19 protein-coding genes are annotated in these 14,219 nt (G+C 38.0%); 17 read left to right on the forward strand and 2 right to left on the reverse strand.

Going from position 1 to position 14,219, the window contains the following annotated elements:
- Position 1: 1 nt before the first annotated feature.
- From AC1ECF_RS01150 to mtnN, 6 genes are all read left to right on the forward strand, one after another.
- Positions 2 to 928: a peptidase U32 family protein gene (locus AC1ECF_RS01150; RefSeq protein WP_480387547.1), complete on the forward strand. Its 927-nt coding sequence runs from the start codon at positions 2 to 4 to the stop codon at positions 926 to 928.
- 34 nt (positions 929 to 962) lie between these two features.
- Positions 963 to 2,234 carry a peptidase U32 family protein gene (locus tag AC1ECF_RS01155; protein ID WP_480387548.1) on the forward strand — a complete coding sequence of 424 codons (1,272 nt, stop codon included), beginning with the start codon at positions 963 to 965 and terminating at the stop codon, positions 2,232 to 2,234.
- Complete coding sequence (gene udk / locus AC1ECF_RS01160; RefSeq protein WP_480387549.1) at positions 2,234 to 2,872, forward strand: uridine kinase; 639 nt, start codon at positions 2,234 to 2,236, stop codon at positions 2,870 to 2,872. The genes AC1ECF_RS01155 and udk overlap by 1 nt, the downstream gene beginning before the upstream one ends.
- Positions 2,873 to 2,983: 111 nt before the next feature.
- Positions 2,984 to 3,457 carry a transcription elongation factor GreA gene (greA, locus tag AC1ECF_RS01165; RefSeq protein WP_480387550.1) on the forward strand — a complete coding sequence of 158 codons (474 nt, stop codon included), beginning with the start codon at positions 2,984 to 2,986 and terminating at the stop codon, positions 3,455 to 3,457.
- Between the two features lie 431 nt (positions 3,458 to 3,888).
- On the forward strand, positions 3,889 to 4,551 hold the full coding sequence (locus AC1ECF_RS01170) for a YrrS family protein (protein ID WP_480387551.1): 663 nt from the start codon (positions 3,889 to 3,891) through the stop codon (positions 4,549 to 4,551).
- Between the two features lie 97 nt (positions 4,552 to 4,648).
- Positions 4,649 to 5,341: a 5'-methylthioadenosine/S-adenosylhomocysteine nucleosidase gene (mtnN, locus tag AC1ECF_RS01175; RefSeq protein WP_480387552.1), complete on the forward strand. Its 693-nt coding sequence runs from the start codon at positions 4,649 to 4,651 to the stop codon at positions 5,339 to 5,341.
- A gap of 195 nt (positions 5,342 to 5,536) precedes the next feature.
- Here the strand turns inward: mtnN and sigK are convergent, their stop codons facing one another.
- On the reverse strand, positions 5,537 to 6,262 hold the full coding sequence (sigK, locus tag AC1ECF_RS01180) for an RNA polymerase sporulation sigma factor SigK (protein ID WP_480387722.1): 726 nt from the start codon (positions 6,260 to 6,262) through the stop codon (positions 5,537 to 5,539).
- A 150-nt stretch (positions 6,263 to 6,412) separates the two neighbouring features.
- Positions 6,413 to 6,934 (reverse strand): CDP-diacylglycerol--serine O-phosphatidyltransferase, encoded by a 522-nt coding sequence (gene pssA, locus AC1ECF_RS01185; protein WP_480387723.1) that lies wholly within the window; start codon positions 6,932 to 6,934, stop codon positions 6,413 to 6,415.
- Positions 6,935 to 7,038: 104 nt separating this feature from the next.
- Here pssA and AC1ECF_RS01190 point away from each other — a divergent pair, with 104 nt between their 5' ends.
- From AC1ECF_RS01190 to AC1ECF_RS01240, 11 genes are all read left to right on the forward strand, one after another.
- Complete coding sequence (locus AC1ECF_RS01190; protein WP_480387553.1) at positions 7,039 to 7,821, forward strand: phosphatidylserine decarboxylase; 783 nt, start codon at positions 7,039 to 7,041, stop codon at positions 7,819 to 7,821.
- Positions 7,822 to 7,857: 36 nt separating this feature from the next.
- Positions 7,858 to 8,379 (forward strand): YqeG family HAD IIIA-type phosphatase, encoded by a 522-nt coding sequence (locus AC1ECF_RS01195; RefSeq protein ID WP_480387554.1) that lies wholly within the window; start codon positions 7,858 to 7,860, stop codon positions 8,377 to 8,379.
- Entirely contained in the window at positions 8,361 to 9,479 is a 1,119-nt protein-coding gene (yqeH, locus tag AC1ECF_RS01200; RefSeq protein WP_480387555.1) for a ribosome biogenesis GTPase YqeH, read from the forward strand. Before AC1ECF_RS01195 ends, yqeH begins: the two co-directional genes overlap by 19 nt.
- Positions 9,480 to 9,492: 13 nt before the next feature.
- Positions 9,493 to 10,320, forward strand: a complete 828-nt coding sequence (aroE, locus tag AC1ECF_RS01205; RefSeq protein ID WP_480387556.1) for a shikimate dehydrogenase — start codon at positions 9,493 to 9,495, stop codon at positions 10,318 to 10,320.
- A complete protein-coding gene (yhbY, locus tag AC1ECF_RS01210; RefSeq protein WP_480387557.1) occupies positions 10,307 to 10,609 on the forward strand; it encodes a ribosome assembly RNA-binding protein YhbY in 303 nt (100 codons plus the stop codon). Before aroE ends, yhbY begins: the two co-directional genes overlap by 14 nt.
- Positions 10,606 to 11,178 carry a nicotinate-nucleotide adenylyltransferase gene (locus tag AC1ECF_RS01215; protein WP_480387558.1) on the forward strand — a complete coding sequence of 191 codons (573 nt, stop codon included), beginning with the start codon at positions 10,606 to 10,608 and terminating at the stop codon, positions 11,176 to 11,178. The genes yhbY and AC1ECF_RS01215 overlap by 4 nt, the downstream gene beginning before the upstream one ends.
- Positions 11,168 to 11,734 carry a bis(5'-nucleosyl)-tetraphosphatase (symmetrical) YqeK gene (gene yqeK, locus AC1ECF_RS01220; RefSeq protein WP_480387559.1) on the forward strand — a complete coding sequence of 189 codons (567 nt, stop codon included), beginning with the start codon at positions 11,168 to 11,170 and terminating at the stop codon, positions 11,732 to 11,734. Before AC1ECF_RS01215 ends, yqeK begins: the two co-directional genes overlap by 11 nt.
- A 4-nt stretch (positions 11,735 to 11,738) precedes the next feature.
- Entirely contained in the window at positions 11,739 to 12,089 is a 351-nt protein-coding gene (rsfS, locus tag AC1ECF_RS01225) for a ribosome silencing factor (protein WP_480387560.1), read from the forward strand.
- Positions 12,089 to 12,823 (forward strand): class I SAM-dependent DNA methyltransferase, encoded by a 735-nt coding sequence (locus AC1ECF_RS01230; RefSeq protein WP_480387561.1) that lies wholly within the window; start codon positions 12,089 to 12,091, stop codon positions 12,821 to 12,823. The genes rsfS and AC1ECF_RS01230 overlap by 1 nt, the downstream gene beginning before the upstream one ends.
- Positions 12,824 to 12,893: 70 nt before the next feature.
- Complete coding sequence (locus AC1ECF_RS01235; protein ID WP_480387562.1) at positions 12,894 to 13,505, forward strand: helix-hairpin-helix domain-containing protein; 612 nt, start codon at positions 12,894 to 12,896, stop codon at positions 13,503 to 13,505.
- A gap of 65 nt (positions 13,506 to 13,570) precedes the next feature.
- Positions 13,571 to 14,134 carry a ComE operon protein 2 gene (locus AC1ECF_RS01240; protein WP_480387563.1) on the forward strand — a complete coding sequence of 188 codons (564 nt, stop codon included), beginning with the start codon at positions 13,571 to 13,573 and terminating at the stop codon, positions 14,132 to 14,134.
- Positions 14,135 to 14,219 lie beyond the last annotated feature (85 nt).

Below are 14,219 nucleotides of genomic sequence, written 5' to 3' on the forward strand. Positions count from 1 at the left end.
TATGAAAAAAGCAGAATTACTAGTTACTCCAGTAAATGTAGAGCATATAGAAGCATTAATCGAAGCAGGAGCGGATGCTTTTCTAGTTGGTGAACAGTTTTTTGGTCTGCGTTTAGCTGGTGAATTTTCACTAGAGGATATCAAAAAAGCATCAGTTTTAACGGAAAAGCATGGTAAAAAGCTATATGTAGCGATGAATGCTTTATTTCATAACGAAAAGGTAGACGAGCTAGCTCCTTATATGCAAAAGCTTCAAGAAATCGGGGTAGATGGTATTGTATTTGGAGACCCTGCTGTAATTATTGCACGAAGAGAGGCAGGAGTGACAATTCCTTTACACTGGAATCCTGAGCAAACTGCAACGAACTATTTCACAGCAAATTATTGGGGTAAACGTGGAGCGACAAGAGCTGTTCTAGCACGTGAGCTTAGCTTAGAAGAGGTAATAGAAATAAAAGAAAATGCAGAGGTTGAAATTCAGGTGCAAGTTCATGGAATGACCTGCATGTTCCAGTCTAAGCGTTCCTTAATCGGAAATTACTTCTTATTCCAAGATAAAGCGATGAAGATTGAAAACAAAGAGCAAGGTTTTATGTTCTTGTATGATAAAGAGCGTGACAATAAGTATCCGATTTATGAAGATAAGAATGGTACTCATATTTTTAGTCCAAATGATATGTGTATGATCGATGAACTAGATGAGCTGTTAGATGCTGAAATTGACAGTTTGAAGATAGAGGGCGTCTTGCATGATCCGGACTATATAACTGCCATTACAGCATTATATAGACAGGCTATAGATGCTTATTATACAGGGCGTTCCACTTACCGCGAAATCAAGAAAGAGCTGTATAAAAAAGTGGAAGAGATACAACCAGCACTTAGACCATTGGACACTGGTTTTTATTTTAAGGAAACTGTTTATTAAGTCCAGATTGAGTATGTAGAAGGGATAGGTTAAGGTGACTATAAAAATCGATAAAATCAGCGAGCTGATAGATGGTAAGCGGGTTATTACAAAAAAGCCAGAATTATTAGCTCCCGCCGGCAATTTGGAGAAGCTGAAAATAGCCGTTCATTATGGTGCGGATGCCGTGTTTATTGGTGGTCAAGAGTTCGGCTTACGATCCAACGCTGGAAACTTTACGATAGAGGAAATGAAGGAAGGCGTAGAATTCGCAAACCGATATGGAGCGAAAATCTATGTGACAACCAATATTTTCGCGCACAATGAAAATATGGATGGGTTAGAGGAGTACTTACAGGCACTAGAATCAGCAGGAGTTACAGGAATCATCGTAGCGGACCCACTCATTATTGAAACCTGTCGAACTGCTGCACCGAAGCTAGAGCTTCATTTAAGTACACAGCAATCACTCTCTAACTGGAAGGCTGTTCAGTATTGGAAAGAGGAAGGGCTACATCGTGTAGTCCTAGCACGTGAGACAACAGGCGAAGAAATTCGCTTAATGAAAGAAAAGGTTGATATAGAAATTGAAACCTTCATACATGGTGCTATGTGTATCGCATACAGCGGGAGATGTACTCTTTCTAATCACATGACGGCTAGGGACTCCAACCGTGGAGGCTGCTGTCAATCCTGCAGATGGGATTACGATTTATACGAAGTAGCAAATGGTGAAGAAAAAGCACTTTTTGACGAAGATGACACTCCTTTTGCAATGAGTCCGAAGGATTTAAAGCTAGTTGAATCCATCCCTAAAATGATTGAAATGGGAATCGATTCCTTGAAAATAGAAGGCCGGATGAAATCTATCCATTATGTAGCAACGGTAGTAAGCGTATATCGAAAAGTAATTGATGCATATTGTGCAGATCCTGAAAATTTTCAAATTAAACAAGAGTGGCTAGATGAATTGGAAAAATGTGCAAACCGCGAAGCGGATACTGCCTTTTTTGAGGGTGAACCAGGCTATGAGCAGCAAATGTATGGAGTACATGACAAAAAGCTAGGCTGGGACTTTGTTGGGTTAGTATTAGATTACAACGAAGAAACGCAGGTAGTGACACTTCAGCAACGCAATTACTTTAAGCCAGGTGACGAGGTTGAATTTTTCGGTCCGGAAATTGACAATGTGCGTCTAACAATGGGCGAAATAAGAGATGAAAAAGACCAAGTATTGGATGCAGCAAGACACCCGTTACAAATTGTCCAATTTACTTGTCCTGTAAAGTTATACCCAAATAATATGATGAGAAAGGGGTTAAAATAATGAAAAAGCGTACTCCACTTATCATCGGAATTACTGGTGGTTCAGGTTCTGGTAAGACAAGTGTTACACATGCGATTAGTGAGGTCTTTAAGGATCATTCTGTGGTAGTAATAGAGCAGGATTATTATTATAAAGACCAAAGTCACTTAGAATTTGAGGAAAGATTAAATACGAATTATGATCACCCTTTTGCTTTTGATAATGATCTATTAATTCAGCACTTAACAGACTTGTTAAACGATAAAGCAATCGAGAAGCCGGTTTATGATTATGCACAGCATACACGCTCAAATGAAACCATCACCATTGAGCCAAAGGATGTTATCATTTTGGAGGGTATATTAGTGCTTGAGGACGAGAGGTTACGAAATCTGATGGATATCAAGCTATTCGTAGACACCGATTCCGATTTGCGAATTATTCGCCGAATACTAAGAGATATTCACGAACGTGGCCGCACGGTGGAATCTGTTGTAGAGCAATATATTAATGTAGTGCGTCCAATGCATAATCAGTTTATTGAACCTACCAAAAAATATGCAGATGTGATTATACCAGAAGGCGGTCAAAACGAAGTTGCGATTGATTTAATGGTAACAAAAATAAAAACTATTCTTGAAACTAATGCAATTGTATAATATGATGATGAAAGATTTACAAATATTTCATTGAATTCATATCTACTCATCATTTGGCATATGAATAAAAAATGATTATTGAATAGTGGGTATTTAAAGGAGTGTATAGAATTGTCAACAGAGAAACAATATCCGATGACTGCTGCGGGGAAGAGAAAATTAGAAGAAGAACTAGAAGTTCTAAAAACGGTTAAAAGAAAAGAAGTCGTGGAACGTATTAAAATAGCGCGTAGCTTCGGCGACTTATCTGAAAACTCGGAGTACGATTCAGCAAAAGAAGATCAGGCGTTTGTGGAAGGCAGAATTTCAACACTTGAATCAATGATTCGTAATGCAGTAATTATTGAAGAAGAAGATAATAACGACGTTGTAACACTAGGAAAAACAGTTACTTTTGTCGAAATTCCGGATGGCGATGAGGAAACTTATACGATCGTAGGATCGGCAGAAGCAGATCCTTTAGAGGGATTAATTTCCAACGATTCTCCAATTGCTAGAGGACTACTCGGAAAATCCACTGGTGACAAGGTTAAAATCATCACACCAGGTGGAGAAATGGATGTAGAAATTAAATCCATCTCTTAAGCGAACAATTAGAGATATGTAAATATGCAAGAAGCATATTTACTAATTATTTATTCACAGTTTTAGATGTAAGGTATTGATAGGCAATTATTTGCTCTCAATGCCTTTTTTCTTTGGAACAATAATGGTTTCTATTCACCTAAGGTGTGGAAGACTTTTTAACTATTTTTTTGTATGATAGGTTGAAATTATTGGTACAAGGAAACTTGTTTAAGGCTAAAGCGTCGCCATATGTAAAGAAGTTATTTTGAAAGTCTTGGTTTTTTCCTGGGAGTTATTGCTTGGAACCAGCATCGAAACTAGCCATTTTATTGGTAACTAAACCAAGATTATTTCGTAAACAACGTGCGTACCTTTTTGTTTTCCATGAAGCCCAAGGTGGTGTAATATCGTGTATATTAATCTATTGAATCATGTTTAGGGGGATTTCTATGTCACAGAATAGTAGGATGCTTTCGCGTCATAAAAGAAAAAAATCAAATACTATATTAAATATTCTTATTGGAGTTTTTTTAGTACTAATTGTAACGGTGGTATGGAACATTGTATCGGGTGATGAAAAGACGGTTAAAGAAGTAGAACAAGAAAATACCTCAGTGGAACCTACTGAACTAGAAAACAAAACTGAGGAGGAAGAAGAAAAGGAGCTTGTAACAGAGGAAATAAAAGAAGAGGAAGAGGAATCTACTTCAGAATCAGAAGAATCAGCTTCAGAATCAGCTGATACATCAAGTCAAACACCAGCCGAAGAGGAATCAATTCTTACAGAGGGCTCAGACGATCCGAATGTTATAGAAGTAGAAGTCGATCAGAATTGGCAGCCGATTGGAACCTCCCAATCTGGAGAGCATGTATCTATTTACGATAAGGATTCTATTGATTGGAAAGAAAAAGTTAGTGCGATTGCTTATGCAACTAAGCTAAATGAATCAGATATGTATATTAAGTATTTAGGAAATGGTGGTAGCCCACAAAAATCAGTTGGAACAGTCACCTCCAAAGATAGCAAAGAAATCTACCGTGTCTATCTTGAGTGGGTCGACGGTCAGGGCTGGAAGCCGACTAAGAAGGAAACATTAAAAACTCTGCCATGATACAATAAGAACATACTTTTCGTATAGAAAGCGGTGCTTGACGTATTGTACCGCTTTCCTATATTTTTAAATAAGTGTTTTAGAGAGGGGTAATAAAATGAAAATAGCAATTATCGGAGCAATGGAAGAAGAAGTGGAACTACTAAGAGGAAAACTAGATAATAGCGACTCTCAAATTATTGCAAATAGTGAGTACACTGTTGGAAGCTATAAAGGAAAAGAAATAGTACTTTTAAAAAGTGGGATTGGAAAAGTAAATGCTGCAATGTCAACGGCTATTCTTTTGCAGGAATATCAGCCTGATTATGTCATTAATACTGGTTCCGCTGGTGGCTATGACCCAAACTTAGAGGTAGGGGCAATTGTTATTTCGGATGAAGTAAGACATCACGATGTGGATGTGACGGCATTTGGATATGAAATGGGTCAGGTTCCTCAACTACCTGCAGCCTTTAAGGCGGACGCTGATTTAATGAAATTCGCAGAAGAAGCTGTGAAGGAAATTGGTGAGCACCAAGCTGCAACCGGTTTAATAGCTACTGGTGATGTATTTATGCATAATCCTGAAAGAGTGGAAGAGGTTCGAAAAAATTTCCCGCAAATGAAGGCATGTGAAATGGAAGCCGCAGCTGTTGCTCAAGTTTGTCATCAGTTTAACGTACCCTTTGTTGTAATTCGAGCATTGTCTGATATAGCAGGAAAAGAATCTTCCATTAGCTTTGATGAGTTTTTACCAACAGCTGCTAAGCATTCAACGGAAGTCGTTTTGCATGTGATAGAAAAGCTATAATATGTCATTAAATGGACAAACAGAAGAAAAAAATCATATTATTTGGCTCTACCCTATATGCTATGATGGAGAAAGAAGGAAATCATTTCGATCGTAGGGGGAAGGATTATGGTTTTTATTATGGCTATGTCGATTTTAGTAACAGCAGTGTTAAGTTTTATTATGATTGCAGAGACAAGTGAAGACTAAGTAAGCTTAGACTCTTTTGGTGTTCGCATCGAAAGAGTTTTTTTCATGGATATAAGATTGGTAGAGCTTGACTAACGCTCTCTTTTCAATACGAGATACATAGCTTCTAGATATTTTTAACTGCTTGGAAATTTCCTTTTGAGTCATTGGCTCATGTCCCTGGAGCCCATACCTTCTCACAATAATATCCAATTCCCTTTTATCTAAATTAGATAAATGAGTGTATAGTCGATTAGTATCTTCTTCATCTACTAATTGTTCATCTGTACTTTTTTCTAATCCTTGCAGCAGATCAGTAATTTCTAGGGAATGTCCATCCTTATCTGTTCCAATTGGCTCGTGCAAGGAAATATCTTTCTGTACTTTTTTTAAGGAACGCAGATACATTAGTATCTCATTTTCAATACACCTAGCTGCATAAGTGGCTAGCTTGGTTTTTTTGGTAGGTGTATAGCTATTAACAGCTTTCATTAACCCGATCGTACCGATAGAAATATAATCATCCAAGAGTTCATGCTTTGGATGAAATTTTTTCACAACGTGAGCTACTAGGCGCATGTTCCGCTCAATTAATTCATCTCTAGCAGTCATATCTCCATCTAAGAATCGTGCAATCATCACTTGTTCTTCTTCGGGCGTCAAGGGCTGATGGAATGCCTGGCCTTTCAAATAACCAAGAACAAGCGGAAGGTCTACAACAATATTGATAAATGCAGTCAATAGACCAGCGATCGAATTCACCTCCCTTTGCTTTAATGACTCATTATATGTCTAAAAAAGTCGGAATATACCCTGAGATAAAGCATAGGGAATAAGGAGATCTATTCAGGGAAAATAAAAAAGAGTGTCCAGATAGCAAAAATCTGAATACTCTTTTGCAATTTACACTTTCCGTAGAGTAAAAGTGCTAATCATTAAAAATGCTAAAATAATAAATAAGAACATATATGTCACCGGAGGAACATATTCAATAGCAAAATACGATAAGGTTAAGAGGACCCCTGCCACCGTAATTGGTAAGCCGGTAAAAAAACCATTTGATTCTGTAATGTTAAATCTTGCTAAGCGGAAAGCACCACATGCAATATAGATGACGGTTACTGCCATACCAGCAAAATTGAAATTTTGCAGAACTAGTGAATACATAAGTAATGCAGGCGCTATTCCAAATGAGATAATATCACTCATGGAATCTAACTGCTTACCAAGCTCTGATTCTAATTGAAAACGTCTTGCTACCATTCCATCAAAACGATCTAAAAGACCAGCTACAAATATAAATAAGACGCTAAATGAGTAATATTCATTCAAGGTAGCCATAATAGCAGCTCCACCAAAGGCTAAATTCCCTATCGTAATCATATTAGCGGTATGTGTTTTTAACTTTTTTATGGTTTGACTCATTGCATTCTGAAGGTACACTAAAAATCAACTCCTTTACAACTAGCATATTTGTTCATTATACTTCGATTAAGTAAAAATTGTAAGCATTATAAGGGAGAAAAAAAATGAAAGATAAAATTTATCAATCGATGATTGAACTGACGAATGGAAAGTGGTCATCAACTTTATTAAAGCATTTTGCTCATTCAAAAATAAGTAAAATGGTTATCCCTTTTTATATGAAGCATTTTAATATTACCACTAACGATATGATATGTCATGTGGACGATTATGCATGCCTTCATGAATTTTTTATTAGAGAAATTAACAAAGAAAATAGAAAAATCGACCTTGCTATTGAAAGTATCACTTCTCCTGTCGATGCCACCGTTGAAATATTTGGAGATATAACAGAAGAAGGTCTCTTTCTAGTTAAGGGGAAGACGTATACTCTAGCGAATATATTAGGCTCTGAAACTATTGGTAGACAATATACGAATGGGAAATACATCATTTTATATTTAAGTCCAGCCGAATATCATCGCATACATGCCCCTGTTGATGGGAAAATTAAAAGACAGTATATACAAGGAAATAAATCGTATCCAGTAAACAAATGGGGACTTCAGTATGGGAAAGAAACAATAAGTGGAAATTATAGACTCTTAACAGAACTAGAAATGCCTAATGGAAAAAATTGCTTTCATATTAAAGTTGGAGCTATGTTTATTAATTCAATCGAGTTAACTTGCTTGGACAAGCAATGGAAGAAAGGCCAGGAAGTTGGGTACTTTTCCTTTGGCTCCACGGTAGTTCTTTTGTTTGAAGAAGGCAGTGTTTGTTTTGCTGGAGACTTAGTTCCTGGAAAATTTGTAAGGATGGGTGAGAAAATAGCTAATATGCTATAATGGAACAAGAAATTGTGGAATTGGAGTGTTTTTAACTTGATCAATAAATTTATACCCAGTGAATTTGTGAAAAGTGTGTTTCACATAACCCCTGAGATGCTCCAAGAAAAGGGGATTAAAGCAATTATCACAGATTTGGACAACACACTTGTGGAATGGGATAGACCGGAGGCGACTCCTATGCTAATTGAATGGTTTGCTTCCATGAAGGCTGCAGGCATCCAGGTGACAATAGTCTCCAATAATAATGAATTAAGGGTAAAAACCTTTGCAGACCCTTTAAGTATTCCATTTATTTATAAAGCAAGAAAGCCATTTGGAAAAGCCTTTAGACAAGCACTTTCTATTATGTCTGTGAAAAAAGAAGAGGTTGTAGTAATAGGTGATCAATTACTTACGGACGTTTTCGGAGGAAATCGTCAAAAGCTACATACGATCTTAGTGATTCCAGTGGCAAAATCAGACGGCTTTGTTACTCGTTTTAATCGAATGGTTGAAAGAAGAATATTTAGTTACTTAGATAGAAAAGGTAAAGTGACATGGGAGGAAGAAGCGTGACAGAAGCGTTAAAATGTATCGGATGCGGTACTGTTATACAAACAGAATTTGTAGGTGAACCGGGATATGCCCCACCATCCTCTTTAGAAAAGGAGGAAATCATTTGTCAGCGTTGTTTTCGGTTGAAAAATTACAATGAGCTTCAGCCTGTCTCTTTAACAGACGATGATTTTTTAAGAATATTAAATGGCTTAGGAACTCGTAAAGGACTAATTGTAAAAATAGTAGATATTTTTGATTTTAATGGAAGCTGGTTGCCAGGTCTCCATCGCTTTGTAGGAAATAACCCCATCCTTTTAATTGCAAATAAAGCTGACTTATTACCAAAATCGGTGAAAAAAAATAAAGTAATCAATTGGATTAAGCAGGAATCAAAAAAATTAGGCTTGTCACCAATTGATGTTTTATTTGTAAGTGCGCATAAAGGCACAGGTATGCCTGAGGCAATGGAAGCTATTGAGCAATATCGAGAAGGCGAAGATGTATATGTGGTTGGGTGTACAAATGTAGGGAAATCTACATTCATCAATCGCATTATTAAGCAAGCTACCGGTGAAGATGCTATTATTACAACTTCTCATTTTCCTGGAACAACATTAGATATGATTGAAATTCCTTTAGATGATAAGAAGGCCCTGCACGATACTCCAGGTATTATTAATCATCATCAAATGGCTCATCATATTGATCCCTCCGAGTTGAAGTTCATTACACCGAAGAAAGAGATTAAGCCAAAAGTGTTTCAGCTAAACAGTGAGCAAACGCTGTATTTAGGTGGCTTATCGCGTTTTGACTTTATAAAAGGAGAGCGTGCGGCCTTTACTTACTATATTTCAAACGATATTCCAATTCACAGAACAAAACTTGAAAATGCCGATAAGCTCTGGGCAGAGCACCGTGGAACATTACTTTCTCCACCTTCGGAAAAGTTTGTAGAGAAGCTACCGCCACTTGTACGTCATGAGTTTAAAATTAAAGACGATAAGACGGACATTGTGTTTTCAGGGTTAGGTTGGATCACTGTACAAAAGGGTGGGTGTGTCGTAGCTGCTCATGCACCAGCCGGAGTACAAGTCTCCATTCGACCTTCCCTTATTTAGGAGGTAGTTCCATATGAAAAAATGGTTTGCAGTAATAGGCAACCCAATTAGCCACTCGCTGTCTCCTTTTATGCATGATACTTGGCTAAAGGAACAAAATATAGAGGCAAGCTATATTCCCATTCTGGTGGAAGAAAACAAGCTGTCTGAAGCAGTTCAAGCACTAAAATTATTAGGCTGCAGCGGTTGGAATGTGACAGTGCCATACAAGGAAGCAATTATTCCTTTTTTAGATGGAATAGACGAGTCGGCTCAAAATATCGGTGCAGTAAATACAGTTGTGAGAACAGAGCAGGGGAAGTATATAGGTTATAATACAGATGGTCTTGGCTTTCTCCATTCTATAGGATCTGTTCCCATAACTAGCAACATTCTATTAGTAGGGGCGGGCGGAGCAGCAAGAGGCATTGCCTATGCATTTAAGCAATCTGGTTATCGTTCTATCACTATTGCCAATAGAACATTAACGAATGCAGAAAGACTAGTACAGGAGCTTGGGGTAGGAAAAGCTGTTTCCTTGCAGGATGCAGAGAATCAGGTAGCGCAGTATGACTTAATCGTACAGACCACCTCTGTAGGTTTGGAAAAAGGACAACAGCTCCCTATTCAACTAAAGGGAGTCAAACAAGATGCAATTGTAGCGGATATTGTATATAATCCATTGGTTACTCCGTTTTTAGAGGAAGCAGCAAAATATCAAGCACGAACACTTAATGGTCTTGGAATGTTGGTCCATCAGGGGGCATTAGCCTTTTCTTATTGGAATGGCGTGCTGCCGGATGTTGATTCAATGATTGAAAGACTTACAGGTTTTTTAGGAGGAAATTATGTTAACAGGTAAACAAAAACGTTTTTTACGCAGTGAGGCTCACCATTTGTCACCAATTTTTCAGGTTGGTAAGGGTGGTATTAATGATGCAATGATTAAGCAAATAGGGGAAGCTTTAGAGGTCCGTGAATTAATAAAGGTGAGTATTTTACAAAACTGTGAAGAAGATAAACATGAAGTGGCAGAAACGTTGGCTAAGGGTGCAGATGCGGAGCTAGTTCAACTAATCGGTTTAACAGTTGTATTGTACAAGCCATCTAAAAATAACAAACGAATCGAGCTGCCAAAAGCAGGGCGATGAAAAAACGAGTGGGTATACTAGGTGGCACCTTTAATCCCCCCCATATAGGACATCTAATCATTGCGAATGAAGTTTACCATGCCTTAGGTTTAGAGGAAATCAGATTCATGCCGAATGCTATCCCTCCCCATAAAAAGCAGGACTTCCGGGTAACGGGCAAGCAAAGAGTTACCATGCTTGAGCTAGCGATTGGTAATTGTTCTTTTATGAAAGTGGAAGATATGGAACTAACAAAAGGCGGTACTTCTTATACATTCGACACAATAGAGCTGTTAAGGCAAAGAGAGCCCGACAGCGAGTTCTTTTTCATCATTGGAGGGGATCAGGTAGAGTACCTGCCTAACTGGTACCGTATTGATGAGCTTGTACAAATTGTTCAGCTGATTGGTGTTGCAAGACCGCATACAAGCTTGCAAACAGCATATCCTATCAAGATAGTAGAAATTCCTCAAATAGATGTTTCCTCTACCGAAATACGTCGTCGTTTTGAAAACGGAAACACGACTAAGTATCTGGTTCCAGATGCCGTAAGGGAGTACATTGAAAGGGAGAAGCTATATGAAATATGAACAGCTGCTGGAAGAAATGAAGGAACGCATGCCGGAGAAACGTTGGATTCATACGAAGGGTGTTACGTTAACAGCGATAAAACTAGCCCAAAAGTATGGAGTTGATCAGGAGAAGGCGGAGATAGCTGGAATTTTACATGATTGTGTAAAGTATGCGGAAAAAGAATGGTTAAAGGAAAAAATCATTACAGAGGGCATGGATCCTTTATTATTAGAGTTCCATCATGAGCTTTGGCATGCCCCGGTTGGCAGCTATGTTGCGGAGCATGAATATGATATAAAGGACCAGGACACCCTAAATGCTATTAAATATCACACGACAGGACGAGTAGGTATGTCGGATCTTGAAAAGATTATCTATATAGCGGATATGATTGAACCAAACCGACAGTATCCCGGGGTAGAAGTTCTTCGGGAAATAGCAGAAAAAGATTTAAACGACGCCATGCTTCAATGTGTTCAACACAGTATTGCGTTTCTGATAAATAAAAAACAATCGATATATCCAGATTCATTTCATTGTTATAATGATTTGGTAAGAAGAGAGGAAAAGTGAAAGAATGGATTCAAAAAAACTAGTGGAAATCGCTTATAAAGCCGCAGACGATAAAAGAGCAGAGGATATAGTAGTACTTAACATGCAAGGGGTGTCATTACTTGCAGACTATTTCCTTATCTGCCATGCAAATTCTGATCGTCAAGTTCAAGCGATTGCAAAAGAACTCTCTGAACAAGCGTTACTTGCTGGTTACAACGTGAAACGCTTAGAGGGCTTTGACGAAGCAAGATGGGTTCTAGTGGATATGGGAGATGTCGTTGCACATGTTTTCCATAAAGATGAGCGTGCGTATTATAACCTGGAAAGATTATGGGGAGATGCACCAATGATTCAAGTTGGGCAGGATGCATAATGTCTTCCTACCATCAATTCGCCTATATTTATGATTCCTTAATGAAGGATATTCCATATTCTAAATATGCAGAATGGGTAGCGGCCAATGCGCCTGCTGAAAAGGGTGCCAAGCTATTAGATGTGGGCTGTGGTACCGGTGTATTAAGTATGGAATTTGCTAAAATGGGTTATGAGGTCATCGGAGTGGATTTGTCAGAAGATATGCTTGCGGTGGCTCAGTCCAGATGTATAGAAAACAAGGTAGATATTACTTTCTTATGTCAATCTATGTCCAGACTAAATGGTCTAGGAGAAATAGATATTGCGGTAATTGCAATTGATTCCTTGAACTACCTGGAGGATTTGAAAGAGGTAAAAGAAACCTTTCAAGGAATATATGAATCACTAAACGAACATGGACATCTATTTTTTGATGTGCATTCCTTATATAAAATGGACGTCATCTATCCAGATGGCCCTTTTACTTATGAGGATGAGGATGTAGCCTATATATGGCATACGGAGCCAGGAGAGGAACAGCACTCTATCTATCATGACATCACCTTCTTTGTAAAAGGCCACTCAGGATACTATGAGAGATTTGAAGAATCACATTATCAAAGAACATTTCCTTTAGAAGAGTATAAGGAACTTCTAAAGGAAGTTGGTTTTCGTTCTATCTCTATAAGTGATTCAGTTTTTGAAGATTCCCATGAAGATGTACAACGTTATTTTTTCCACGCAATAAAATAATTCTTTTCAACAAGAGGTAAATTTGGTATATTTTGTATAACTCCATATAATTTACCTCTTTTGAAAGAGGATGATCCCCTTAAATAAACAATTCTTTCAACGTTATAAGAAACTCCTTTTCCCATTGGCTATCCTTCCGATTATCGTCCTATTATTTTTTTGGAAGAATACAGAAGCAGAACGTACACCTCTTACTAGTCCTATAGAAGTTCCCCCACCAAGTGTCATACAAGATGAACAAAATGTATCAGAAACGGAGAGCACTACTATTTTTGTAGAAATTAAAGGTGCTGTTCACAAACCAGGAGTATATGAGCTTGAAGAAGGCGAAAGAGTTTTAGCTCTTATACAGCTTGCAGGTGGCTATCTTTCCACAGCCAATAGCAGTACCATTAATCATGCTGAGCGTTTGACAGATGAGATGGTTCTTTCTATTCCTCTCATTGGAGAAGAACCAAGCGAAGAAATTGCTCCTCAGGAGAAGGAGCGTCTACTCAATTTAAACAAAGCAGATGCTATTTCCTTGACGTCTCTTCCAGGGATAGGGCCATCTAAAGCAGAAGCGATTTTGCAATATAGAGAGGAAAATGGTCCCTTTAAAGATGTAAAAGACCTCATGAATGTTCCGGGAATAGGGGAAAAAACCTATGAGCATCTAGAGCAGCTAATTACCGTAAAATAAGCAATATTGAACTTTGTCTTCTAAACTACTAAACTTAGTATAAAGCAAAATTTGGAGGTATTTATATGGAGCGTATAACATGGGACCAGTTTTTTATGGCACAAAGCCATTTATTAGCATTACGAAGTACTTGTGTTCGATTGGCGGTAGGGGCTACTATTGTCCGAGACAAGCGGATTATAGCAGGCGGGTATAATGGCTCTATTTCAGGTGGAGACCATTGTATTGATAACGGCTGCTATGTAGTGGACAACCATTGTGTACGTACGATTCATGCAGAGATGAATGCATTATTGCAATGCGCAAAGTATGGGATTGGTGCTAGTGGAGCTGATCTTTATGTAACGCATTTTCCGTGCCTACCTTGTACAAAATCTATCATTCAAAGTGGAATTGCTCGACTGTATTACGCACAGGATTATAAAAATAATCCCTATGCAGTAGAACTTCTGGAAACTGCTGGAGTAGAAGTATTCCATGTTCCTTTTGATCAAAGAAAAATTGATTTCCTTCAAGAAGACAAGGTTTCCTTATATATGGAGCTAATGGAGAAATTAAGAGAAAAAGGGGCTAGCCCTGAGGAGCTACAACCTTATGAAGAGAAGGTGGCAAGCCTATTCGGACTATAATTTTTAGAGGGACATGGATTTACGGAGCTATTTTTGTTCTATTAGGAACCCTGCTAGCTTATGAATTGAACGAATATTTAATTTT

This window comes from Psychrobacillus sp. Z3-81, assembly GCF_056620325.1.